Source organism: Modestobacter sp. SSW1-42, assembly GCF_046635825.1.
Taxonomy (GTDB): domain Bacteria; phylum Actinomycetota; class Actinomycetes; order Mycobacteriales; family Geodermatophilaceae; genus Modestobacter.
In genome coordinates this window covers 188159-211321 of sequence record NZ_JBISCA010000001.1, presented here as the reverse complement: position 1 = coordinate 211321, position 23163 = coordinate 188159, and the positions used below count along the sequence as shown (strand labels likewise).

The following is a 23163-nucleotide window of genomic DNA, read 5'->3' as shown; positions in this document are numbered from 1 at the left end:
TCCACTACGCTGTCTCGGTCTTCATGAGGGAGTCGACAATCCAACGAGTGTGCGAAGAGCGCTCATGCGAGCCGCCAACAGAGGCGAAAAGCCCCCTATAACGCCCATACTGATCAACCAGTTGCAGCAGAGCGCTTTGCAGGTTTGAACGCGGGTAGCGAGCAAGGCGATGCTGTATGTCCGCGAGAAGATGAATCTCTCGGCCCTCACGTACCTGCACGCGCGCGCCCTGCTGAGTTGGTAGACGATGCAGGTCTCGGGAGAGCACTCGAGTGGCTTGGGTGAATACCCAGTGGTTGCGCAATGCGCCGGAGGTCGGTCGGGTTCCACCCAGCGCCTCACTGAAGTTTCCAATCAGCTCTAGCACCGTCGCCTCATAGTCAGGTGAAACCACATCCTCATCCGGCAGATAGAAACCGTCCGCGGGTGCTATCGAGCCATTTATCAGGACCAGCAGTGCTGCTGCTATAGGAGACAGGCTCAGCGAACCAGCGAGTTGCTTAGAGGCCCACATCTCGTACCAACTGGCACGCGTCTCGACGGCAAGACCAAGTGAGCGCACACGGGTCTCCACATCGATTACGTAGTCTTCTTGACTACGCAGTCGATAAAGGACATCCAGCAGTATTCGTCCTTCTGGCGTGATCAATTCCAGTTCGTCTGAAGTCAGCACAACTTCGGACGGGAGCTCCAATGTAGCCGTGGCTTCGGTGAGCTTGCCGAAGGTTGTGCGGAGTCGGTTGCCGGCAGCTCCATGACCGAACACTGAACGGAGCATCGCGAGGTCACGATGAAGATCGCCAGGGCGAGCGCCCTCCGCGAAATCGGACCAGCGCCCCTCAAGCGCTTCTATCCACTCAGTCAAGCTCGCCGCAGTGAAGCCCAACGGCGCTCCAAAGAGGGTGCTGGCACTCATGCGTCGAACACTTCCGTGAAGTAGCCATGGCGGTCAACGCTGTCTGCCCGACGCTCGTAGGTCGTCTTGAGCGCTCCCGTGACCTCGCCAAGTTGGGCCCTGTAGTCGACCTGAAGCGGGAGCACAATCACGACCTGGTCGGACAAGTTCGACAGTTCGTCGCCCCGCAACAGTTCCGCTAACGGATGACGCCGGTCCGCCGCTAAGAAGGCACCGAACTCATCGAGGAAGACGATCCGGTCGCCTACTGCCGAGTCCGCTAGTTGACGAAGACGTGCACGGATGAATCCGAGCGCCTGCTCGCCGGACGAGAAGGTTGACAGCGGTTTCTCGCGACGCGAACCAGTGGGCGTGTCCCAGGTTATTGTGCCTCGCTGCAGGTCCACCGCTACTGGCGTACCGCCCTCGAAGAGAGCTTCCCTGATAGCCGCATCCGCAAAGTCTGCCAGCGCGTCGCGCTCCACCATCGCGTCTATGGCGTCCCTGTACGCGCTTCGGTTTTTAGATTGCGCCGCGTACTCAAGGCCCGCAACCGCGGTGACTAGGGCATCCAACCGTTGCGAAAACGCTTGCGCTCGGTGGCTCGCCATTCGCCACCAGGCCTCGGGGTTCGATTCAAGCGTCGGTGAGCCGAGGTCGGGGGCCGTGAGCCATTTGAGACTGATGTCGCTAGAAGCTCGCAACTCGAAGGACCGTCGGTTGATAGCACGGCGGGTCTGCCGCTCCTCTATCTCGGCCAGGGAGGTCTGCGCCCGTTGGAAGCGGGCACTCGCCTGCTGAACCTCCACAGATACTTCTGCGAGTCTCGACTGCAGGTCTGCCTCGCCAATCGATTCGTCACGAAGGATCGTCGCGAGATCACGGGCTGCTGCAGCAGCCCCCTCCTCTGTGACTCCCTCGGACTGGAGGCGACCGATTCGCTGCGTCAGGAGCAAGGCTTCTTGCGCAGCGGCGTCGCGTTGGTCACGAGCAGTTGAGACACCGGCTTGCAACTCATCCTGATCTGGCGTGCTAGCGCGAAGTTCAGCCAACTGCTTGCGCACGTCGGCGACTTCGCCACCGAAGGCCAGCTGCTCCTGCAACAGTTGCACTGCCTCGCTCAGCTCCGTGGCGCGCTGTTCAGCTGCCGCAACTTCTTCTGACGCGACTTGATCGGGGGAGGTCGGCGCGACGATGCCAGCGGCGAGTTGACCCACCGTAACGTCCCGATCAGGCAGGTGCAGAATCGCGAAATCTTGGAGACCACTTCGAATCGCGTCATCAAGGATCAAGAGCAACTCACTGTGCAGCTGTCGCTGCGAGTCCGTCATGCGGCTCTGTTGAAGGCGTCGTTGTGCATCTCGTTGCGCTTGCGTAGCAGCTTCGGCTGAGGAGGAGACCTCAGCAACGACTTCCGCAGTTAGGCCCTCCGCGGGATCCGATGGCAAGACATCCCATCGTTCGCGAAGGTCGTTTAAGCGGGCAAGACGAGTGTTGCGCTTTCGAAGCAGGCTGTTGAGCCTCCTTTCGGCGGCGGCAATCAGTCGCTGACCTTTGGTGCCAGCGTCCAACTTCTCGATGGCTGCCTCAACGACGACATCAAGCTGGGCCGCGCGAGCTCGTGCCTGAGCATTTGCGGAGATTGCAGCAGATAGCTCAGCCGAGCGCTGCTGGAAGTCAGCGTCCTGCAGCAACGCTTGTAGACCAGCCGCGCGTTGCACGTCTGCAAGCCGCCGGCTCAACGCACTGGTATCAGCGCGAGCTTCGTCCCGCAGTCTGGCGCTTTCGTCGCTCGCGCGACGATCCGCCTCGGCTTGGTCCGGGGCCAGAAACGCTAATTCGTCCGCTAGATCCCCGAGTTCTGCGCGAATCTCTGCCATCGCTTCCAGGCGCGCTCTGATGACGGTAAGCGCATTCGCATAGCCGCCAACTCGGCTGGTGAGGGTGTCCACTAACCGCTCGGTACCGGCCATGTGATGTATCTCGATCAAGCCAGATAGCTCCGATGCCGGCCTAATTTCGCCGTCAACATCTAAGACGCCCAGCGCATCACCGACACGAGAGCTCGGTAGCTCCGGCCACTCGGCAGGAGTCAGGCGGATCCGCGCAATTTTAGCGCGGGAGAGCCCCGTGAACTCGATTTCAGCGTCCTTCAAGTGGTCACGAAGGGAGGCCCATGCCGCTGCGTCGTCGGCATAAGGTTGACCTCCTGCGACAAGGCGCAGCAAGTTGATGGCGGCTGACTTTCCGATCCCATTTCGGCCCTCCAGGCGACAGGGACGGATGCCAGGAATGTGGTCAATCAGTCGCAATCCGCCAGTTGGGGCCGCTTGTATCCGGACCTCAATGCTCATGACGGATCCCAGCGATAGCCGACGGGACGTCGAAGTCGTGCTCCGCCAAAGCGGTCAAGAGCTCCGCCAGTCCGTCACTGCTTCCTTCTCGGCTGCTGACCTCTGCCAAGCCTGTCAGCAGTTCGACCACCTTGCGGGCGTCCTGGTCCATGTCGTGACGGTACCGACACGCAGGCCGAGTCCGCACCGCGGTGGCGGTGGGACCACCGCGGTGCGGCGTAGAGTCCCCGAGGTGACCTCAGCCCTAGAAGTACCCGCCGCAGGCGTTGGGGTGTGGAACGGTACCAGCACGAAGGCCGCCTTCGACCGCTGGTTCAGGTACCCGGCGGGTCTGTCCCAAGACGCTTTGGCTCGCCTCTTTGACCATGATCGGAATCCCCATGAGGGACCTGTCGTTGACCCTTTCTGCGGCGCTGGAACAGTGGGTACGCGCGCAGCGTGCTTCGATTGGGCGTTTGTCGGCGCAGAGGCGCATCCTGAAATCGCTGAGCTTGCTCGACTCAAGCTCGCCCCTAGTCCCGATGTAGACGCCATCGTGCAGGCTGGCGAGGAGCTTCTTGCGAGTGCTGTGCCCGTCGAGACCATCGATGCGGAGCATGAGCTTGTCCGTCGATGCTTCTCACCAGACGTTCTGGCAGCATTGACTGGTCTTCGAGACGGCATTCAAGCAGGTTCCTCCGCGGAAGTGCCGTACCTGAAGTGGGCGCTTCTTGCCACGCTGCGCGATGTCGCCAACGTCAAGGTCGGATGGCCATACCTGCGGCCGGGCCTTGCACGGAATCCTCCGCATACGGACGTCGCGGCACGCTACCGAGTCCGACTTGGCTGGATGGCCGACGACCTGCGAGCTCGGACGTCGGATCCAGTGGCGGAGATTCTTCAGGGCGACTCGGGTGATGCAAAGACGTGGCTACGCCGCGAGGGCGAGCCCAAGGGCTCAGTCGCTCTAACCAGTCCCCCGTATCTGAACAACTTCGATTATGCAGATGCAACACGTCTTGAGATGTTCTTTTGGGGACGCAACGCAAGCTGGGCGGAAATGGTCGCCGACGTCCGCTCGGACATGTTGATTGCCACAACGCAGCAAGCCACTGTGGTGGGGGCTGATGCTGCGACCTCTAGCCTTAGCGAGCTGCCAAAGGCCGCTGCCACAGTTGAGCGCTTAACTACGGCGTTGGCGGAAGAGCGGGGCAAGCGGCGGGCGGGCAAAGCTTACGATCGCGTCCTTCCCGAGTATGCACTCGGTATATCGCGGGTCTTGCGCCAGCTGCAGTGGCAATTAGAGCCAGGGTCGTGGACGGGATGGGTAGTAGGCGATAGCGCGCCATACGGCATTTACGTCGACACGCCTGGACTGATTCAGAACATCGCGCTCGAGCTTGGTTATACAAACCCGCAATCTGAAATCCTCCGCTCGCGCGGGTTGCGCTGGCGAACCAATGGAACTCGCCATCAGATGGCCCTCAACGAGCGACTGATTTGGATGCGCACGCCAGGGTCTTGATTGCCCGCCATGCGCCGGTCGCATGCTCCCACTACAACACTCACTGCATCGTCCGCCAGCGATGTCCCGAGACGGGCTTGGGCTAACACCTGCTACTGCAAGCCGCTTGCGGCTGGCTACGGCCGATCGGTCGTAGCCGTATTCGGTGGCTGGGACCTCTAGCCGTAAGGTCATACGCAGTCGGTGCTTACGCCGGGCCAACGCGCACGCGTCACGTATCCGCTCACCCACAGCGCGCTCTGGCGAACGACCGGATCCTGCCAGGGCCCCAGTGATGCGCCCGCCGTCCACCGGAGATGATCCGTGTACGGACATGTTGCCGTCACAGCTCGACAAGCGCGCAGTCATCGTCGGCAATCGAGACCTGCCGCCACGCGCCGGGTGAGAAAAATCAGCTGTTACCCGACTGCTCTTTCCCGGCGGGCGGCATGGCTGAGCGGCACGCAACACGCCTCAATGATATGGAGATCTCTACAATCTCATGTGGCCCAGCGATGAGGTCGTACCAGATTTGACCCAATGGAATGTCCATCGGACGCCTGAGAGCGTGAGCCACGTCTTCCAAAACTTCGACAGGGTCTGGAGCTATTAGCGGGGTGATGCTTTCGATATCCGAGATGAGCAAAGTGCGATCGTCACCCTCATCCATCTGAACTATCAAGCCACCCCGTCGAGTAGGGACGTCGTCGGACCACACCTGACCGTCAGGTCGCCCCTCCACGCGTTCGCCGGTCTTAGTCATCACGGCAATCCGCGGGTACATCGAAACCTGAGCAGCGGTGAGCACCTCGCCGGACGCGGTGGGCACCTGCCAACACGTGCACTCGATAGCTTGCTGCGACACAGGCCCTCCGGGCGGTACGACAGTCGGGTAGCTCGGCTCATGCGTCATCAGGACGGCCACCTGGGAAACACAGCATATATGACGTGGCGCTCAAGCGCCTCGAGTCCAACGGTTGATCCCTGTGTCCAGCCGCCCGCACGCCCCTCACGCCTCGCTCTCCCCCGACAGGAGCAGTGCGGTCGGGGAACGCGTTCGCCAGGCGCGGCATGCAGCACAACTGACCCAGGAAGGCCTTGCCCAGGCCGCCGACCTAGGGACAACACATCTTCAGCGAATTGAGCGCGGGGTGGCCAACCCAACCTTGGCCACTCTGTACGCCTTGGGCGACGCGCTTCGGGTCCACCCCCGCGACTTCCTGCCCTGATGGGCCCGAAGCCCGGCCGGCCAGGCGCCGTAACCGACTGGATGTCGAAGTGTCAGCGCTACAAGCCGACCCGCTCGGGGGCATGCCTGCTGCCAAGTGACACCACCAGGCTTGCTGGGCGCGTGCCCTCTCGACGAACGACGACCACCCCCTGCCAGCTGCCCGTCCACTAGACGGCCTCACACCGGGAGCTGAGCGTGGACCTCCTTTGGGTAGATGCCACCGCCACCGCGTACCGCGCGGTCAGGCTGGTCGAACTGCTCGAGGGCAGCCCCGCGGCCCACGCCACAACCTCGCTTGTACCTAGAGGCGCGGCGGGCGATCGGCGAGCCGCTTGCCTGCCCGTATAACACAAGGTAACTGGTCTCGTCACTTTGCGTAGGGTACGCTGCGGCGTCTATACCTACTCGGAGGAGGGGCTTCCAGTGACAAGCAAGCAGGGGCAAGGTAGGCGGTATAGCGGTCAGCCGATCAACATCGGCCGTCTCGCCAACACACTGGGCGACGGATACCTCAGCGTCTGGCTGCAGGCACTGGGGGCCTACCCGCGGCCCCCGCTGCCGTGCCCTTGAGGCGGCTGGGATGACACGGACTCGATTGGAGATCCCTGGCGGGCGCTCCTTCAGCGATCATCCATTCAGCCGCGCCCGGCGCACCGCCCGCACAAACCTCCCGGAGTCGTGCAAGGACGGCCACTCTGAAGGACGCTGCGCTCGGCTCGACTACGTCCTTGGCACGGTCAGGGCGCTGCACGAAGCGCGAAGGGACGGTGACGCCGGGGTCGTCAGGGAGATGTTGGAGCGCCTGGCTACCGAGCCGGGCACCTGCTTCATGGCCCTCTCGCTGGACACCTACCACCGCCTCGCAGCGGACGCCACGGCTGAAGTTCCGCATCACCCGGCCGTAGGACTTCCCGCCCTGGACAACATCCGTTACGTCCAGCCCTGCTTCCCCGAGCGTCTTCCCGTAGTCGCCAACGACGTGTGGTTGGGCGGGTTGGTGCAGCGGATCATCTTCCAGAAGCGGGGTCTCCGTCGCGCATACGCCGACTACCTCACCTCGCTGATAGGTCTGGTCGGCCCCGTCGGCCCCGTGCTGGCTTACCCCCGATGCCAGGACCCCAGCGACCGCGACATCGCCTTGGTGGTGCTTGCCGTCCTCATCCGGCTGTCGGGCGAGGAAGTGCTCGCCGCCCGAGACGACCACGACCTCAGGCGGGCGGTGGCCACCCTCGCCGTGCTGAAGGATCCCGCGCTGGCGCCGTGGGCTCGGCACTTGACGACGTGGATCGACCATTGACCGGCCCTGAAGAACAGGTGGCCGCTGTCCTTCGGCGCCACACCGCAACGAAGCTGTCTCCGACGTGCCTGACCTGGCACACCGGTGCGGACTGCGAACGGCAGGTAGCGCTTCAGCAGTGGGCGGAGCAATTGCGGATCGCCAGGGAGACGGCCAGCGTCTTCACGGTTGGAACCCTGCTGGGGCACCTCGCCATAGAGCAGGGCTACTGCTGTGAAGCGCTCGACACCGCCGAGAGGAAAGGGCTGCTCAAGGAGGTGGCGACCGCGATTCCGCACCATCCCGCCGCTGCGCTGGCCGTCCTCCATCAACTCACCGCCCGTAATCCCGATGCCCCGTTCTCGCAGGCGTGGCTTCGAAGTGGGGTGCGACAGGCGCTGGCGATCTATCAACTCCTCCTCTGCCACCCCTCATTGCGCAGCGAGCTGCGTGGGGTGCCGCTGGAGGTGGTGTTCCACTCGGTATCGATCGAGCCGATCATCGCCTATCCCCGGTGCGAAGCCCCTCGGAACCGGGACATCGCGCTCGTGCTGACCGCTATGCACGTCGGACTCACCGGTGAAGAGGTGCTTGCGGCGCGCACGGACCAATCCACCGACCGGACCATCGCCACCCTTGCCGTGCTCAAGGACCCAAGCCTGGCCCCGTGGGCGCGACACCTCATGGGGCCACTGTGACCGAGGCGTTGGCCAGGCCTCTCGCCACACCGGTCCGGAAGCCCGGGCCGGGCATGGCACTGCTGTGGGACCTGGACAACGTGACTGCAGGGCGGGCTCACATCCAGTCCCTCGCGAAGGCGCTGTCGTCCTTCGTGCAGCCTGGCGCCCCGCGGATCGCCGCTGCACGCCGGTCCACCTATCGCCTCACCCGCGAGCCCCTGGCATCCGCGGGCATCCGGCTCCTCTCCGGCGGCCGCCAGCGCGACGGCGCCGACCGCATCCTCATCCAGCAGGCCCAAGCCCTCAACGCAATGGGCGTGCGGACGTTCTACGTGGCCAGCAATGACCACCGCTTCCAGCGCATCGCCGACTTCGCTGCCCTACACGTCCTCACACTCGACGGAACCCCGACCAGCCAGCGCCTCCACCAGCGAGCCCGCACCGTCACCGCCCTCACCCGAGACGACGACGGACACTGGCGCCGGCGCCGGCGCTCACCGCGTCGCGATCAGCTCCGACTGTAGGAGCGGACTCGCCCAAGCACTGCTCGACTTATCAAGTTCAAGTCATCCGACCCGCCACCCTGCTCGACGTGCTCGAAGGTCATCTCCCACATAGCGAGGACAGCATCGGGCATCTCTTCGTCAAGGCGGCCTTCGGCGTGCTCAACAATGGGCCAGCCCGTCGGGTTGTTCTTCTCCCAGTTGCGGCGAGTCGCTTGGAGCGCCCACTCATAGGTGACCTCGCCGTATTCCTGCCCACGCTCATCGATCAGCACCACCACAGCGTCGGCCAGTGTCACGCAGAACTCGTGGTAGACGGCGAAGGCTTCTTCGAAGTTAAGTGCAGGCAGTCGGCGGCGAAAGATTCCCATGACGACGAAGTGTGCAGCCCGGCCCGTCGTCAGCCAATCACCCCTGGGAGCGAGTCGCCCAACTACCAGGGGGCGGCGGCTAACACGGCCGCGGCTCGGCAGCGACCTAACCACCCCAAAAGTGGTCAGTCGCGATGACCGCCGCATTCGACCTGACCGCTTCTCACCAGACTGAACCGGGTGAGGCGAGAAGGTTTCGGATACGCGAGCCCAGCCGGCCGCCGGAGCTACACCTCGTAGTAATCCTCGAAAGACTCCTCGACGCGACTCGGGACCCGCTTGGCACCGTCTGGGTAGCTGAGGCCCATGACACGGAACCATGTGATCGCAAGAAGCTCTGTGTGGTGGTAGTACGCAACAATTGCCTGCGGACTGGAAAGGTTGGATCCCGCGCGCAGGTTCTGCAGTGCCTGGTTTCCGTAGCGGCGCGCACGCAGCTGCGCCTTATCTGAGGCTGCGCCAATCCAGGTCATATCCTCAAGAGCGGCGGACACCCTGACTGTCACGCGCTCGGCGTAGTCCGCGGCGGCCTGGGTCGCGGTGGCTGGACTCGCCTCAACTCCCTCTCCGTTTCGCTCGATTGGACCCCGTCGAGCCAGACTCAACGCGAGCGGATTGGCAGCGACGACGCCGCCATCGGCGTCAACCTTGTACAGCCGGACACCGATTTCATTGGCCGCTGCCATCGCTGCGGCCGTGAATCCTGAGGTGGAGTAGAAGAGGTGGTACGGCGCCAGGGGCGCGGCGCCCCGCAACTGCTGCACAACTGGCGCGCTCACCGGCAGAGCTTGCATCTTGACCTGCGCGACGCCAAGCCCGGAAGTGACGTCCAAGCCGCCATCTCGGCCCCCACCGGAGAGTCGGGCATCGGTGAAGCCGATGCTGCGCATGTGGGCGCAAGCCACATCCTCCGCTGTCCGCCACTCAGTCACGAGAGAGGTGACCCGTTCCCGTTCTACACGTTCAGGGAACGATGCGAGATCGGGCAGAGGGAGGGCAAGATTGGAGTCGGGGAGTCGCTTGATGAGACCACCAGCGCCGTGGTCGATGATGTCTCGCTCCCCGCTCCCGGGGCGACAGAATACCTTGAAAGCCAGCTGCTCCCCGGTCGGGTCGTTCGCCCACGTGCCCCATCCGACGTCGGGCCCGGTGGCGCGTTCGTTGTCCGAAATAGATGACCCGCCCTGCACTAGCGGGGCCAACAGCTCGCCCGACTCCTGATCGATCAAAGCCCAGTAGCCGATCGTGCGGACTGCCAGAAACGCCGGCCGGGCAGTGCGCTGGAGTTTGATGACCTCGTAGCCACCGTGGTTCTCCGGCATTCGTGCATCGCCCAGAAACTCGACGTGCTCATCAGGCTCCAGCATGGCGAGCAGAGCAGAGGCGGTCTCCTCACCAACCTCGTGAGAGTCGTCGCGCTGGATGTACTGCCGATACGCCCAGGCGGTGCGCGCATCAGTCTTTAGCCGTTCCGACACAGCCGGCTCTCCCTAGGTGTCGCGGGCGAGCCTGAAGCGTAGGTTCTGACGTCTATCGACCTGGACATTGACGCCATGACGTCACTCGAAGTACGGAGCCAGACCTGTAACCGATGGATAGTCGGTCTTTCGGCGCCGCCGCCGAAAGCGCCGACTTGAGGCCAACGGCCCCGTCGAGGTGCAGATTCGCTTGGGACAGCCAGCCGCCCCGGCTAGCGGGGATGACGCTCCCGGCGCACCGTCGGTGCTCGCGAAGCCCGCTCCAGCAGGTCACGCAGCGACGAGCTGGATTCGTACTCCGACTGTGCAGCCAGCCTCTCAGCAGCAGGGTCCTCGCTGCCTGAGCTGGTGCCACGCTCCCCTGACTCAACCATGTCGATGATGGTCTCGCGTCCTGGCTGATCGTGCGGGACCGCCGTCCCGCAACGGCGATCCCCCGGCCCCTGCTAGCCATCACCACCGTGAGGCGGGGCCCTGAACATCCCGTCCCCTCCCGGAGCAAACCACGACACACCTCGACGGCTAGACGGTGCTACGAGGGACGTTGCTTGCCTCCTCGTATAAGCAAACCTGCAGGTCAGCGGCCTGTCCGGGCTTGACTCCAGCGCTCCGGCGCTGGACGATGTCCTTCACCACCACCCGGCTGAAGGCCGCGCCACGCGGCGTTTCGTAGACCAAGGAGGACCCTGCACCGCGCCGTCACCACCGCTTGCTGAGCTCCCGGGCGCACACCGAGCGATGCGGTCACTCGATGCCCTTGGGGGCCGCGGCTCCAGGCCTGTCAGGACCTGTCCGCTCGGCTGGCTGATCAGGGCGGCACAGCTCCATGTCGGACGGTCCCCGTCCGACCGTGACCCATGCCCTCACGCTCCTGCCGTCGTCGAGCATGACCATCGTTTGACCGAGGAGGATCGTGCGCGCATTCCGAGTGGCCCTTCCGTCAGGTGGTCTCTACTGGACGGTCCTGACCCTGAACCTCCGACCGGTTCCAACTGCTCACGTCTATGACTTGCTGCCGTCTAGGCGCCTGATCCTCGCCTCGACCAAGAGGCCAGGTTCCACTCGCGCAACGACGGACGAGCGATGAACCGACCAGTGGGGCCACAGCCGGCGGGGCGCTCAAACGCCTACCAGCCCTCGGTCGTTGCCCCGGTGATTCGTCGAGTGAAGACCGGGCCGACCCCGGACTTGGGCTGCATCCCGGACCGTGACGGTCTACGCGCTCGCGTCGCCACCGCCTTGTCCTCCACGCCTGTGGATCCTGCCGACGGCAAGCCCGTCTCTCACGGGTTGCGACGCATCTTCCTCGGGCCTCGCGGAATGCCCTGGGAGCCGGGGAACGCCTTTCTGCGTCGGGTAGCCGATGCCGGGAAGGCTGATGGGACAGAGGCCATGTACGCCAGCGTGCTGCGCATGTGGGTAGAAGAACGGGCGAGCAGGAATAAGAACCCGCTGGCGATGACGTTCGACGCGCTTCGGGAGTACGAACAGGTCCGGCTTGACGAAGACGGGATTTCGACGACCACTTGGAACGGCAACTTGCCCGCTCTCCGCTGGTTCGCCGACACCGCAGTCCGACTGGGACTGATGCAGCCGATGAGCGACCGAGACTGGAAGGACCTGCGGCGCAGTGGCACGAGCGTTCGCATGCCCCGAGTGGTCGATCCAGACACTTACGCTCGCTTTCGCAGAGTTGGCCTGCAGGGACTAACGCCTGACGGCCACCTGTCACACGCCTTCCATGCGCTCAAGACGCCCATCCGAGATGCCCTGTTCGCGGACTTTCTGCTTATCCACGGCACTCGGCGAGCGGAAGCCTGTTACCTGACCCTCCTCGATCTGCCGCGACGCCGCGCCGGCTACGCCTTCAATGTTGGGTACCTGCCGCCCGCCATCTGCAAGTGGGGCTCCGGCCGGGACCTCGAAGAACAGGTTCACTGGGTGCAGCGCCTGGCCGCGTACCACGACTCGGAGTGGTTGACGACGATCGCGGAGGCGCAAAAAAGTCTCCGACGTGCCCGCGACCGAGGAAGACTTCTCGTTGTCACTGATGTGCACGACCGTTTCGGTCGAAACACAAGACTGACCATCGACGGAATATCCAGCCGCCGAAGCCTCGTGAATCTGACAAAGGAGCAGCGCCGCCGACTCGTTTGCACGGGCCAGGTCGCTCGACGCATCGGCAATGAGTCCGGCATGGGCCGAGGAATGACCCAAGTACAAGATGCCTGGGTCATTCCTTTGGCGATCTTCCCAGGTACCAGGGCACCCATGCTCACGCCGGAAGCGTGGGGGCTGACGTTTCGGGAGGCGAACGATCGAGTTGACGCCCTTCTGCGATCAGGACATGCGGACGTACCTGACGCTGAGCGGGTAACCCCGCACATGCTTCGGCACACCTTTGCCACTCAGTGGCTCGCTCACGAGTTGGAGAGGATCGCAGAATCCGACCGGGATTTCGCCCAAGTCCTCGCTACTGGCGATGCTGCCCAGTTGCGCCGCAGGTACTTCAATCCCCTGCTCCGCGTGAAGGCACTCCTCGGACACAGGAGCCTGGAGACGACCCTCCTCTACATCGACCACATCATGCGAGAGCAGCAAGCGGCGAACATGTCTGGCGACTCGTGGATCGAATCCTTCTTGGAGGCGAACTGATGCCCGCGCGCCGCCCGGGTCAGCGTCGCGCGCGCGGGGACTCGTCGGCAGCCCCCTCACCCGTACATCAGAACAAGCTTTTCAGCGTTTCGACGACCAGTCCCCGACGCCCCGACCCCGTCGTCGTCAAGATCGACCCCACTTCAGCAGGGCGGGCGGCCGGTCTCGCCAGCGACCTCGCTGAGATGTGGACGCGCAAGCATGATCGTGGACGGACAGTCACCGCGAAGACAGACCGCCTCGCATTACTGAAGTTCTTCACGGTCCTGCGTGAAGCCGACGTGGTGCAGTGGAGTCAAGTGTCGATCTCGTTGCTGGAACAAGCCGAGCACGTCTTCTCGACTACCAGCACATTGTCGCTGAACTGGATCTGGTACTGCCTTGCCCACTTGCCGAACGACTCTGATCACGGCCGATTGTCCGGTGAAGTGCGAACTTTCCTCCAATCGCCTCCAGACACGCCGCAGATTCGTCGGGGATCGATCGAAGCGCTACCTCCGGCCATGCTTCGGGACGTACTGCGCGCGGCTATGAGTGACGTCGCCCAGGCCGAACACAGGATTCGCACCGCAGATTGGGATGGACTCGGGCAGCCCCCTATCGACGCCCTCATTCGCCGGCACGAAATCATTGCTTTCTACGTCCTACTCTGCATGGAATGGGGCATGTCTCCTGACGTGGTTCGGACTCTCTCGTTTGACCCCACTCAACTCACGTCGGTACAGGATTGGCACGACGGCGAGCCGAAGGTCAAGATTCGTTGGTACAAGGAGAGGTCACGACGGGGCGATATTGCCATCATGATGGCCGACAAAGAGTGGCGGGCCGGGTCGCTCCTGCGGCGACTCCGCGAGGCCACGCGACCCGTACGGCGTGCGGCTCCATTCGCCTGGAGTGCATACCCCTGGATCTGCGCGGAACCAGTCCCGACCACCGGCAAGGCAGGAGCAAAGACCTCCTGGTGGCGTGAGAACTCGACTACGGACCACCGCTTCGTCGACCACCCGGATGGCACAAGCAGCCGCATTGAACTCGCCTTTGCCGACCGCGTTGGAACCCTCAGGCAATGGTGCGAGCAGCCACGCAAGCCAGGTCTTCAGATCGCCATACCTGACCGCTATGCGGACCCATCATCCAGACTGGGATACCAGGCGATCCGTCCTGCGGCGAAATGGGCCAAGTTCATGGCCTCCGGTAAAGGCCTACTCCTGTCTGAGTTGGTCGATGACAACACGGTTGAGGTTCTGTCCGCTCACTATCTCAACAGTGACGTCGCGATGAGGGACATCGGCCAGGCATGGGCTCAGGTTCCCGGTCTGGCAGAGGAGGTCGCTCGCGGCTTGCGGCCTACCGCGCTAGACCGTCTCGGCAACGTGGTGAGTGGTCAGCCCATCGACGATGAGGTAGCGGCGACCGCGACCAGCGATAACCGAGTGGGAGCCAGCGGGTGCAGGGACCCCTACAACTCGCCTCTAGCCGGAGAACGGAGCGGCTCCCTCTGCGGCGCAGCCAATCGGTCGTGCTACTTCTGCCCCAATAGCGTGGTGACTCCGGATGACATTCCAGTCATGAGGGCTTACCTACTGCTCGCTGAGCAAGCGGTGACCAACATGTCCCCACCTGAGTGGCGACTGCACTGGGGCCGGACGGTGACATGGATTTGCAGCGTTCTACCGCGCATGGCTAGCGACTGGGAAAGTATGCCGATCTCCGACGCAGGGATCTTCGATCTGGGCTTGGAGGCTGGTCCCGCTTGACTAACGCAAGAATTGAGGTGGCGCGGGGGGACCTGACTGGCGACGCCGACCGACGCCTTCGAAGCAGCATAGTCGAGGACTTCGCTCCCGTCTTCGGAGGCGTCTGGCACAGCCCGGTGCCACGTCCACGATTCGGCGACGAGACGTGGGAGGTTGTCGGTACGGACCCGACCATAACCCGATCGAGCCGGGTAATCGACTTCTCCAGCATGAGTCCCGAATGGAGCCTGATCACTCGCGAAGTCTTGTACGTCCGAGCCAACGCGAGACGCTTTAGGGACAGGGTCACGCTCGACCTCCGTCAGCGTGAACACCTTTTCAAGGCAGGAACCATCGAGCATTGGTATGTGGTCCTCCGGGATCTCGAATCGATGGCTGCCGAACTAGAGATCGGGCTGCCGTCTCGGTGGAGCGAGCACGATGTACGGCGACTTCGCGTGATTGTCGTCGAGCGCTTCGGCGTGGCTCGCTACGGTATGATGGTTCGCACGCTTCATCGAATGGCCCCCGTACTCTCCTTGGGTGGCTTGCGCTTCGACCCAACCCGGGATGCGGGCATCGCCGTGTGGTCCGGCGACACCACCTCCAATCGAACCCTGGCGACGCAGGGCATTGATCCCGAAACGTTCCGCGAGGTGGTGGGCAACGCATTGGCCTACGTTGAGCAGTGCGCCCCGGACATCCTGAAGGCCATCGCCTGGGTCAAAGATTTTCGGCCGGACCGCGCTACCGGCGGAGCTCCCGTTCCTCGCGACCATCCAGTCCGACTCCAGCATCCCGACGTCACACATCTTCGTCACCTGCGGACGCAGAACGCGATCGACGCCATCGGTGGAATACCGACTGCCACGGTTCCGCGCATGTCGAGCAACACCGCGAACGTGGGTGATGTCTGCATCGCGACATTGCGTTATGCGGCCGGGAACGTCCGCATCTCCAACGGCAGCGACGAAGGGATGGTCGAGCGAAGGATCGCGTCCGGGACGCCCAAGGTTCCCGGAGGTCTCCCCATACCGATCTCCGAGATTACGCGGGCCGACGGCTCCGTCGGCCCGTGGCGACCAGCCTTCTGCTTCCAATCTGTGTCCATTGAGGCGCAGACTCTCCAGGACGCCTGCAAGATTGTGTTGATGGCGTTTACCGCCATGCGCGACTCGGAGTTAAGCAGCATCCCCCGACTTGGCTGGCGGACCGTGTGGCACGGCGCAGACGCAATCACGACTCCACTCATCAAGAACGCAGCCGGAGAGCCGATGAAGTGGTGGGCGACGCCTGCCGTTATTCGCGCATGCGAGGTCTTGGAGCAACTCGCCGAGCCGACGTGGGACCACCTATTGCGGACGCTGCCCGTGCTCCGCGATACGGACGGCCGACCCCCACGGGACGTTGCTCGAACAGGTTTTGCTAGCACTACACGAGCCGACCAGGCGAAGAACTGGCAGGCCGTACAGGACTTTGTGCGGCGGATTAACACGGACGATCGCCTCATGGGCTTTCTACCCATCACCGCCGGTTGGGGCGGAGGCAGGCGACGCGACGACGATGGACGGAAACAGTATCTCCGCTCCAGCGACGACCTGCCGATGCTCAATCCTCGGACTTTTCGGTTCACCCTCGCCTCCATCAGTAACTTCGTTGGTCTGGGAGACGTCGCCTTCCAGCAGCAAGCGAAACACGCCGCCGTCTCTATGAGCCACTCATACGCGGCCAACGGTGCGACAACAGCGTGGCAGCGAACAGTGTTGAACACGCTCACTAATCGAGACGCACAGGAGCGCGTCGCCAAGGCGGCGGACCTGTACATGCGGGAGTGGGAAGGGGAACAGCGACTGGCAGGACACGCTGGTCGAGGCCTGACCCGCACGATCAGGGACCTGCTCGCAGGGTTGCCAATCGAGCCGTACGACCCGGAGGCGGAAGAGTCCGAAGTCGACCAATTCACCACGCAGGTTATGCGCGTCCCGGAACTGGCTGCGGCGATCAAGTCAACGGCCGCAATACTCTACCCCGGAACGGTCAACCACTGCCTTCGGTATGCACCCCAGATGGAGTGCACCGACAAGGCTGAGCCAATGCAGGGCCTCTGTCGTCCCGAAACTTGTCGGAACGTCCTCTTGGAAGAGGACCAGCAAGAACTTGTTCAGTACCGGCTCGATCAGGTGGTTGGGTGGCTCGGCATGCCTCGCGTCCCGTCGGCGCAGAGAGCGGTCTTCGAGCAACGTAAGCGTCGCTTGGAAGCGCAACTTCGAGTAGTGGAAGAAGACGACTGATGGCACTCACCGAGAACGTTGAGGCCGTGATCGCGGCCATCGCGTCGACGTACGCCCGCTGTGGGGGGACGAGACCGAAGCAGGGGGCGATCGTGGCCGCCTCGGGCTTGAGCCGAAGCACGTACGCGCGAGTCATGCGTGAACATCCGGAGGCCACCAGGGCCTTGGCTCTCGCTGACTCGGTCCTGGACGGTCGGACCGATGAGGAGATGACGAGCCCCGACGATGAGGACGACCCAATCCGTCGGAACCCGCTCGGAGCCATCGAGGAGTTATTGGAGACGATCACACGCCTGACCCAGGTGATCGAGTCGCAGAAGCGGCGGATCGAGACTCTCGAAGACCGCCTGGCGCTGGCACCGCTCGACTTTTGAAGAAGCCTGCTGGAGAACCGACTGGCTCGGCAACCTGACACACGGAGACCCTTGTCAGTCCTGTCGCACGGCAGCAGTCGGGCTACCCGACGGCCTCAAATGAACGGCTGGTGCTGACACAGATGGGCCTGACACAACGGGGGGTCGCTCTGAACTACTCGAGGTGCACGTAGACCGCCACCTGCAGCACCGCCATCAGCAGCGCCACCACCAGCACGCTGACCAGCACGAAGTCGACGACCGCGCTGCCCCGCTCGCCGTCGTCGGCGCCGCCGCCGCCGCCGCTCAGTTCACTGGACACTCGTGACGGAGCCCAGCGCGGTGGTCACCGCGGTCACGATCGCCTCGCGGAACGGGATGAGGATGGCCAGCACCAGCGCCGCCGTCATCACGGTGATCATGACCCAGCCGGGCACGTCACCGCGCTCGGGATCGTCGTCGTGCAGCCGGGCCGCCAGGGCGGCGAGTGCAGCGGTCAGGTACGCGTGGGCGCGCATCCCTCGTCCTCTCTGTTGGTCACCGGCGTCACTGCGCCAGCGAGACGATGCTGATCAGCCCCGGGAACAGGGCGAACAGGACGGTGACCGGCAGCACCAGGAAGACGACCGGCACCATCATCTGGATCTCCTTGCGGCCGCCGGCCTCCAGCAGCCGGCGCTTGCCGGCCTCCCGGACGTCGGCGGCCTGGGCGCGCAGCACCTCCGCCAGCGGCGTGCCGCGCTCGATGGCCACGATCACGCCGTCGACGAAGCGGGCCAGCGGATCGAGCGAGGTGCGGTCGGCCAGCTGCTGCAGCGCCTCGACCAGCGGGACGCCGGCCCGGGCGCGGCCCAGCGTCGCCGCGAGCTCGCGGGCCAGCTCGCCGCCGGACAGCCGGGTCACCCGGGCGATCGCCGCGGTCGGGCTCTCCCCCGCCGTCACCGCCAGTGCGAGCAGCTCGGCGACGACCGGGAACTCCGCCAGCAGCAGCTCCTCGCGGCGCTGCACCTGCTGGGTGAGCCACCAGTCGCGGCCGAGCACGCCGCCGACCAGCCCGGCCACGCACAGCAGCACCGCCGACAGCACGTTGACCGAGCCGGCCAGCGCCGAGCCGACCGTGGTGAGCAGCGCCCCGCCCAGCAGCCCGAGCCCGCCCCACACCACCTGCTCGACCCGGAAGTCCTCCACGGAGGTCTCCGCGCCGAGGGCGTCGAGCCGGCGCCGGACGGCGACGCGGCCACCGAGCAGCCGGTCGACGTGGCGCGCGCCGTCGGCGAGCAGTGGCCCGAACACCCGCCGGGCGGCGGTGAGCATCCCGGGCTGGGTCGCCGTCCCCAGCAGCCGCGACGGCGCCGGGGTGTCGTGCACGTAGGGCGCGAGCCGGTCGACCAGCCGCACCTGCCGCATCGGCGGCGCGAAGCTGACTGCCAGCAGGACCCCGGCAGCCGCCGTAGAGCCGAGCAGCATCCCGAGCAGGCCCGCGCTCACCACGACACCCCGTCGCTCCGCGACCCGTCCGCTCCGCGCCCCGCTCGCTGGCGGTCGCGGCGGTGCTCACTCACTGGAGCACCCGCACGTCTTCCGGCAGCCGCCCGATCCGCAGCATGAGCCGGTAGGCCACCACGCACACCGCGCCACCACCGAGCAGCAGCGCCGTCCCGACCGGGCTGTCGTAGGCGCTCAGCGTCTGCTGCTGCGTGGCCAGCAGGAGCAACACCACCCAGGGCGCACCGACCGCGAGCCGGGCGGCCTGGACCACCCACCCCTGCCGGGTCTCCAGTTCGGCCCGGGCGCGGGCGTCCTCGCGCAGGAAGGTGGCCAGCGTCCGCAGCACCCGCCCCAGGTCGCTGCCACCGACCTCGCGAGCGACCCGCAGCGTCTCCACGATCCGGTCGCCCACCGGGTCGGCCAGGTCGTCCTTGAGCCGGTCGAGCGCGTCGCTGAACCGGCCGCTGGAGCGGTGGTCGGCGGCGAACCGGGCGAAGGACCCGCGCAGCACCTCCGGCCCGCGGACGGCGAGCGCCGACAGCGCCTCGGGCAGGGAGAGCCCGGCGCGCACGGCCGAGGCCAGGTTGTCGACGACCTCGGGCCACACCTCGCGCAGGTCGGCCCGGCGCTTGGCGGCCAGCCGGCGCACCAGCAGGTACGGGACGGCGGAGCCGAACACCCCGAAGGCGAGGCTGATCGTCACCGTCCGCGTGGTCAACAGCACCAGCACGGTGACCACCAGCCCGAGCACGACCTGCAGGGCGAGCAGCTGCGCGGAGTTGATCCCGGTCAGGCCGGCCGCGCCGAGCAGCTGCTGCCGGCGGCCGGGACGTGCGCTCCCGGACCGGCGCACCGGCGCGCGCGAGCCGCTGCGCCAGACCAGCAACAGCCCCACCCCGAGCAGCAGACCCAGCAGCCCACCGGAGACGGTCACCCGCGGTCACCGAGCAGGGCGGCGAGGTCGAAGCCGTGCGCGGCGTAGCGCTCGGCGTGCGGCGGGTAGCCGTCGGCACGCACCAGCCGGCCGTCGCGGGTGGTGAAGACGTCGGCGGTCTCGACCACGCTGCCCTCGGCGCGGCCGGGCAGCGCGACGACCTCCCGCAGCCGGCGCTGCCCGCTGGGCTCGGTGCCCACGTGCACCACCAGGTCGACGCTGCTGGCCACGGTCGGGACGACGAAGGCGTGGCCGATGTTCTCCCCAGCCAGCAGCGGCAAGGTGCACATCTTCACCACCGCCTCGCGGGCGCTGTTGGCGTGCAGCGTGCACATCCCGGGCAGCCCGGAGTTCAGCGCGATCAGCAGGTCGAGGCACTCCTCCTGGCGCACCTCGCCCACCACCAGCCGGGAGGGCCGCATCCGCAGCGCCTCCTTGACCAGCCGGCGCAGCGGGATCTCACCGGCGCCCTCGAGGTTGGGCTGGCGGGTCTGCATCGCGACGACGTCGGGCAGCGGGACGCGGAGCTCGAAGACCTCCTCGCAGGTGACCACGCGCTCACGGGCGGGCACGGCGGCCACCAGGCAGTTGAGCATCGTGGTCTTGCCGGCCTGGGTACAAGCGGTAGCAACCAGGCACGTTTGGTAGCGCGGTCGGCAGGCGTGAGGTAGAGGTCGAATCGCCGGGCCAAAGGGGCCCGCAAGCCACGAGGAGCCAGCCATGACCGCCGCCACGAACGCCACCGAGACTGCCACCGTCGACGAGGTTCGCGCCGAGATGCTGCCCGACGCCTCCGCCGCTGCGGACGACGCTGAGGTCGCCGACGCCATGGAGCAGGCGGGGATCACCAAGAAGGCCCCCGCCGCGAAGAAGGCCGCGACCAAGGCTGAGGAGCCGACCATCAGCGTGTGGGTCGGCAAGAAGATCGCCGAGATGGCCAAGGCGCAGAAGCGGGGCACCCTGGGTGCCAAGCTCCGGGCCTGCACCCCCAGCAAGGCGGGCGACCACACGGTCAAGCTGAACCGCGCCGAGGCCGACAAGCTCGCCGAGCTCGCCACCAAGGTGGAGGGCGAGAGCACCGGCATGATGGCCCTGTCGGCACGGACCTTGCGCGCACGCATTGACTTCGCCTGGAACGACTGAGCCACTACACAACCAGCCCCGCCGGGATCACCTGGCGGGGCTGGCTTGCGTTGTCCTACCGAGGTGGTCGGCCGTCCGGGAGCGGGAACACGTTCGACGGCTCGGGGCTGGGTTCCGGCTCCGGCTTCGGCGGCTTGGGGATCCACTCATAGGTGCCGGTCTTCTTGTGGCGAGTTCGACTCTCGGGCGAGGTGTAGTCCCACCTGCGAGCGGCCTCCACCCACGGCTCGGGAAGCTGCCCGCCGCCGGACAGGTAGGCGTCCAACTCCTGGAAGTCTCGCAGGGCTCGGAGGGCATCCCTCTGCACGTCCACGTCGCTGCTGCCCACTGCATGCTCTAGGTCGAGCGCACGCCTCATCGCATAGCGGATCTCGTTCAGCCTGCGGTCCACGTCCAAGTAGCGCTCCACGTCTGGCGTCACACTCGCGGCCTGGGCCGGTACGTCGGGTCGCCCGGGCGGCCGGGCCGCGCAGTGCCAGTGAACCAGCCCACACAGACGAGAGCGGGCCCCTGACACACAACCAGCCCCGCCGGAGTTGCCCGGCGGGGCTGGCGTGCGTTGCCTCCCACCCGACTACCACGGTGTGGGACCCGAAGACCGGGAGAGGGGCGTTCGTTGCGGGGGCACCGCCCCTGGACCGGCGTGCCCGGTCTCAAGAGGCACCGGTCCAGGGGCAGTTCTCCGTCCCACCCGAGCAAGGTGGGGGTCTCAGGTGCTCCAACCGGAGCGAGTCGAGCGCTAGCTCGTCAGGCGGTCAGCGAGACCTTGACCAGCGCGGCGGCGTGGTTGAAGCCGAACCCGACACGCATGATGGCCTTCACGGCGATCCGGTCGCTGGTGAAGGCGACCGAGCGGTCCGTCTCGACGGTGGCGTCCTCGCGGATGACGATGAACACGCGGTCCGCCGGGATGCCCCAGATGGTGCCCGCCGGGACCTCCTCGTCGACCAGCAGCGGCACGCCGTTGATGGAGCGGGCACCGCCCAGCAGGGTCTGCTGCGAGCCGGTCGCGACCTTGAGGGTCGTCAGCGCCAGGGCGTCGGCCGGGTTGGCGACGAAGTTCGTGATGGCGGCACCGACACCCTCGGCCTTCGACTGCGCCTCGGCGAAAACGTCCAGAGAGTCCCACGCCGCGACCTCCAGGCCCTGCACGTCCTCGGGAGTGGCGTTGACCGGCAGCAGGCCGATGCCACGGGGAGCCTTGGGGTTCGCGACGGTGGAGAAGAACGCCCGGTCGACCTTGCGAGCGATGTCGCGGGCCAGGCCAGCGCCGACGGCGGCAGCGGCCTCCGGGGAGGTGTCCTCGGCAGCCTCGCGGGTGATGAAGGTCAGACCGGCCACCTTCTTGGGGGCGATCTCCTCCTCGTCGAACTGCATGTCGGAGGGCGCGATCTCGTCACCCTCGGACACCCACTCGGCCTGCGGATCGGCGGTCACGAGGGGCATCCGGAACGTGGACGACTCGGTGTTGACGATCGTGCCGAGCTGGGCGGCGACCGACTCCTCGCCGACCGGCTGCACGAGCAGCTCGGCGACCTGGGTCGCGGTGAGGATGACGCCAGCGGTGGCGGTGGTCATGGTCATGGCGGAGCGCTCCTTCAGGAGGACGAATGGGGGTGGCCGCGCTGGTCAGCGCCACGGGCGCGTCCCATGCCCTCCTGGGGCGTCAGGTCCGGTCGGCCGCCACCTGGGCGAACCGACCGGAACCTGACGATAGCTCGGCTACTGCGTCTTAGTTGAGGAACGCTGGGTAGTCGTTAACGCCCAGGCCGGTCATCTCGCTCGCCGAATAGACGAGGAAGCCCACGACTAGATCGTCGGCACCAGTGAGGATGTTCGCCCTCAGGGTGCTTCCGTTCGGAAGCTCGATGTTCACGGCGTCTCGATTGGCTGTCGGTCCATCGGCCGAGCCAGCTCCGGCCACGAACTCGACGCACAGGATGTCTCTCGCCGAATCGATGAAGATGCGGATGCTGCTGGGGTCGGTGACCGTCTCCGGATGCAGATACCGCCCTGGATCGGGAAAGCCCACGGCGGCGAGCCGGGGACCGCGAACAAAGTAGAAGTCAGCTACGTGTTCATCTCCGAAGATGATGGGTTGCTTGACCATGGAGGCCGGATCCTGCGAAGGCTCGCCTGCGCCCCTGAAGACAAGCGTGAAGTCGTCAGCCATGTACGTCCTTCCCTCGTGTGCTCGACACAGCACCACCCTTGAGACGGGCGACCGTGAATGCGTGACACAGAGTGGGGCGTGGAGCGACACCCCGCCTGTTGCTCGGGCGGGGTGTCGCT

Annotated in this window: 23 protein-coding genes; 10 read left to right on the top strand and 13 right to left on the bottom strand. The window is 65.4% G+C overall.

Annotation, left to right across the window (positions count from 1 at the left end; genetic code table 11):
- Positions 1-4 precede the first annotated feature (4 nt).
- From ACGBYP_RS01110 to ACGBYP_RS01100, 3 genes are all read right to left on the bottom strand, one after another.
- Complete coding sequence (locus ACGBYP_RS01110; protein WP_411581423.1) at positions 5-916, bottom strand: hypothetical protein; 912 nt, start codon at positions 914-916, stop codon at positions 5-7.
- A complete protein-coding gene (locus ACGBYP_RS01105; RefSeq protein WP_411581422.1) occupies positions 913-2847 on the bottom strand; it encodes a hypothetical protein in 1935 nt (644 codons plus the stop codon). Before ACGBYP_RS01105 ends, ACGBYP_RS01110 begins: the two co-directional genes overlap by 4 nt.
- A 391-nt stretch (positions 2848-3238) precedes the next feature.
- Positions 3239-3400 carry a hypothetical protein gene (locus ACGBYP_RS01100; RefSeq protein WP_411581421.1) on the bottom strand — a complete coding sequence of 54 codons (162 nt, stop codon included), beginning with the start codon at positions 3398-3400 and terminating at the stop codon, positions 3239-3241.
- A gap of 81 nt (positions 3401-3481) precedes the next feature.
- Here ACGBYP_RS01100 and ACGBYP_RS01095 point away from each other — a divergent pair, with 81 nt between their 5' ends.
- The 5 genes from ACGBYP_RS01095 (at position 3482) to ACGBYP_RS01075 (ending at position 8443) form a co-directional block, all read left to right on the top strand.
- The gene (locus tag ACGBYP_RS01095) at positions 3482-4753 is read left to right on the top strand and encodes a hypothetical protein (RefSeq protein ID WP_411581420.1); all 1272 of its coding nucleotides are present in this window, start codon (positions 3482-3484) and stop codon (positions 4751-4753) included.
- Between the two features lie 965 nt (positions 4754-5718).
- Positions 5719-5961, top strand: a complete 243-nt coding sequence (locus tag ACGBYP_RS01090; protein ID WP_411581419.1) for a helix-turn-helix domain-containing protein — start codon at positions 5719-5721, stop codon at positions 5959-5961.
- Positions 5962-6753: 792 nt separating this feature from the next.
- Positions 6754-7260: a hypothetical protein gene (locus tag ACGBYP_RS01085; RefSeq protein WP_411581418.1), complete on the top strand. Its 507-nt coding sequence runs from the start codon at positions 6754-6756 to the stop codon at positions 7258-7260.
- A complete protein-coding gene (locus ACGBYP_RS01080) occupies positions 7257-7937 on the top strand; it encodes a hypothetical protein (RefSeq protein ID WP_411581417.1) in 681 nt (226 codons plus the stop codon). The genes ACGBYP_RS01085 and ACGBYP_RS01080 overlap by 4 nt, the downstream gene beginning before the upstream one ends.
- A gap of 53 nt (positions 7938-7990) precedes the next feature.
- Positions 7991-8443 carry a hypothetical protein gene (locus tag ACGBYP_RS01075; protein WP_411581416.1) on the top strand — a complete coding sequence of 151 codons (453 nt, stop codon included), beginning with the start codon at positions 7991-7993 and terminating at the stop codon, positions 8441-8443.
- Here ACGBYP_RS01075 and ACGBYP_RS01070 read toward each other — a convergent pair.
- Positions 8428-8793, bottom strand: coding sequence for a hypothetical protein (locus ACGBYP_RS01070; protein WP_411581415.1), 366 nt, complete (start codon positions 8791-8793; stop codon positions 8428-8430). The genes ACGBYP_RS01075 and ACGBYP_RS01070 overlap by 16 nt on opposite strands.
- 227 nt (positions 8794-9020) lie before the next feature.
- Positions 9021-10271: a restriction endonuclease gene (locus tag ACGBYP_RS01065; protein ID WP_411581414.1), complete on the bottom strand. Its 1251-nt coding sequence runs from the start codon at positions 10269-10271 to the stop codon at positions 9021-9023.
- 1392 nt (positions 10272-11663) lie between these two features.
- Here ACGBYP_RS01065 and ACGBYP_RS01060 point away from each other — a divergent pair.
- The 4 genes from ACGBYP_RS01060 to ACGBYP_RS01045 all read left to right on the top strand — a co-directional run bounded on the left by ACGBYP_RS01060 (position 11664) and on the right by ACGBYP_RS01045 (position 17327).
- Positions 11664-12926: a hypothetical protein gene (locus ACGBYP_RS01060; RefSeq protein WP_411581413.1), complete on the top strand. Its 1263-nt coding sequence runs from the start codon at positions 11664-11666 to the stop codon at positions 12924-12926.
- On the top strand, positions 12926-14683 hold the full coding sequence (locus ACGBYP_RS01055) for a hypothetical protein (protein WP_411581412.1): 1758 nt from the start codon (positions 12926-12928) through the stop codon (positions 14681-14683). The genes ACGBYP_RS01060 and ACGBYP_RS01055 overlap by 1 nt, the downstream gene beginning before the upstream one ends.
- A 209-nt stretch (positions 14684-14892) precedes the next feature.
- Positions 14893-16953 carry a hypothetical protein gene (locus ACGBYP_RS01050; protein ID WP_411581411.1) on the top strand — a complete coding sequence of 687 codons (2061 nt, stop codon included), beginning with the start codon at positions 14893-14895 and terminating at the stop codon, positions 16951-16953.
- A complete protein-coding gene (locus ACGBYP_RS01045) occupies positions 16953-17327 on the top strand; it encodes a hypothetical protein (RefSeq protein WP_411581410.1) in 375 nt (124 codons plus the stop codon). The genes ACGBYP_RS01050 and ACGBYP_RS01045 overlap by 1 nt, the downstream gene beginning before the upstream one ends.
- 154 nt (positions 17328-17481) lie before the next feature.
- Here ACGBYP_RS01045 and ACGBYP_RS01040 read toward each other — a convergent pair whose 3' ends face one another.
- The 5 genes from ACGBYP_RS01040 to ACGBYP_RS01020 all read right to left on the bottom strand — a co-directional run bounded on the left by ACGBYP_RS01040 (position 17482) and on the right by ACGBYP_RS01020 (position 20450).
- On the bottom strand, positions 17482-17628 hold the full coding sequence (locus ACGBYP_RS01040) for a hypothetical protein (RefSeq protein WP_411581409.1): 147 nt from the start codon (positions 17626-17628) through the stop codon (positions 17482-17484).
- The gene (locus tag ACGBYP_RS01035) at positions 17618-17824 is read right to left on the bottom strand and encodes a hypothetical protein (RefSeq protein WP_411581408.1); all 207 of its coding nucleotides are present in this window, start codon (positions 17822-17824) and stop codon (positions 17618-17620) included. Before ACGBYP_RS01035 ends, ACGBYP_RS01040 begins: the two co-directional genes overlap by 11 nt.
- 28 nt (positions 17825-17852) lie before the next feature.
- A complete protein-coding gene (locus ACGBYP_RS01030; protein WP_411581407.1) occupies positions 17853-18794 on the bottom strand; it encodes a type II secretion system F family protein in 942 nt (313 codons plus the stop codon).
- Positions 18795-18864: 70 nt separating this feature from the next.
- Positions 18865-19728, bottom strand: a complete 864-nt coding sequence (locus ACGBYP_RS01025; protein ID WP_411581406.1) for a type II secretion system F family protein — start codon at positions 19726-19728, stop codon at positions 18865-18867.
- A complete protein-coding gene (locus tag ACGBYP_RS01020; protein ID WP_411581405.1) occupies positions 19725-20450 on the bottom strand; it encodes a CpaF family protein in 726 nt (241 codons plus the stop codon). Before ACGBYP_RS01020 ends, ACGBYP_RS01025 begins: the two co-directional genes overlap by 4 nt.
- Here ACGBYP_RS01020 and ACGBYP_RS01015 point away from each other — a divergent pair.
- Positions 20449-20871 (top strand): hypothetical protein, encoded by a 423-nt coding sequence (locus ACGBYP_RS01015; RefSeq protein ID WP_411581404.1) that lies wholly within the window; start codon positions 20449-20451, stop codon positions 20869-20871. The genes ACGBYP_RS01020 and ACGBYP_RS01015 overlap by 2 nt on opposite strands.
- Positions 20872-20926: 55 nt before the next feature.
- Here ACGBYP_RS01015 and ACGBYP_RS01010 read toward each other — a convergent pair whose 3' ends face one another.
- The 3 genes from ACGBYP_RS01010 to ACGBYP_RS01000 all read right to left on the bottom strand — a co-directional run bounded on the left by ACGBYP_RS01010 (position 20927) and on the right by ACGBYP_RS01000 (position 23044).
- Positions 20927-21280, bottom strand: coding sequence for a hypothetical protein (locus tag ACGBYP_RS01010; RefSeq protein ID WP_411581403.1), 354 nt, complete (start codon positions 21278-21280; stop codon positions 20927-20929).
- Positions 21281-21618: 338 nt separating this feature from the next.
- The gene (locus tag ACGBYP_RS01005) at positions 21619-22473 is read right to left on the bottom strand and encodes a phage major capsid protein (RefSeq protein ID WP_411582215.1); all 855 of its coding nucleotides are present in this window, start codon (positions 22471-22473) and stop codon (positions 21619-21621) included.
- 130 nt (positions 22474-22603) lie between these two features.
- On the bottom strand, positions 22604-23044 hold the full coding sequence (locus ACGBYP_RS01000) for a hypothetical protein (protein WP_411581402.1): 441 nt from the start codon (positions 23042-23044) through the stop codon (positions 22604-22606).
- Positions 23045-23163 lie beyond the last annotated feature (119 nt).

Bases quoted from the DNA above. Each gene is read 5' to 3' on its own strand.
- ACGBYP_RS01000 (WP_411581402.1), bottom strand. From the start codon at position 23,044: ATGGCTGACGACTTCACGCTTGTCTTCAGGGGCGCAGGCGAGCCTTCG.
- ACGBYP_RS01015 (WP_411581404.1), top strand. From the start codon at position 20,449: ATGACCGCCGCCACGAACGCCACCGAGACTGCCACCGTCGACGAGGTT.
- ACGBYP_RS01110 (WP_411581423.1), bottom strand. From the start codon at position 916: ATGAGTGCCAGCACCCTCTTTGGAGCGCCGTTGGGCTTCACTGCGGCG.
- ACGBYP_RS01100 (WP_411581421.1), bottom strand. From the start codon at position 3,400: ATGGACCAGGACGCCCGCAAGGTGGTCGAACTGCTGACAGGCTTGGCA.
- ACGBYP_RS01035 (WP_411581408.1), bottom strand. From the start codon at position 17,824: ATGCGCGCCCACGCGTACCTGACCGCTGCACTCGCCGCCCTGGCGGCC.
- ACGBYP_RS01050 (WP_411581411.1), top strand. From the start codon at position 14,893: ATGAGTCCCGAATGGAGCCTGATCACTCGCGAAGTCTTGTACGTCCGA.
- ACGBYP_RS01055 (WP_411581412.1), top strand. From the start codon at position 12,926: ATGCCCGCGCGCCGCCCGGGTCAGCGTCGCGCGCGCGGGGACTCGTCG.
- ACGBYP_RS01045 (WP_411581410.1), top strand. From the start codon at position 16,953: ATGGCACTCACCGAGAACGTTGAGGCCGTGATCGCGGCCATCGCGTCG.
- ACGBYP_RS01070 (WP_411581415.1), bottom strand. From the start codon at position 8,793: ATGGGAATCTTTCGCCGCCGACTGCCTGCACTTAACTTCGAAGAAGCC.
- ACGBYP_RS01085 (WP_411581418.1), top strand. From the start codon at position 6,754: ATGTTGGAGCGCCTGGCTACCGAGCCGGGCACCTGCTTCATGGCCCTC.
- ACGBYP_RS01060 (WP_411581413.1), top strand. From the start codon at position 11,664: ATGTACGCCAGCGTGCTGCGCATGTGGGTAGAAGAACGGGCGAGCAGG.
- ACGBYP_RS01020 (WP_411581405.1), bottom strand. From the start codon at position 20,450: ATGGCTGGCTCCTCGTGGCTTGCGGGCCCCTTTGGCCCGGCGATTCGA.
- ACGBYP_RS01075 (WP_411581416.1), top strand. From the start codon at position 7,991: ATGGCACTGCTGTGGGACCTGGACAACGTGACTGCAGGGCGGGCTCAC.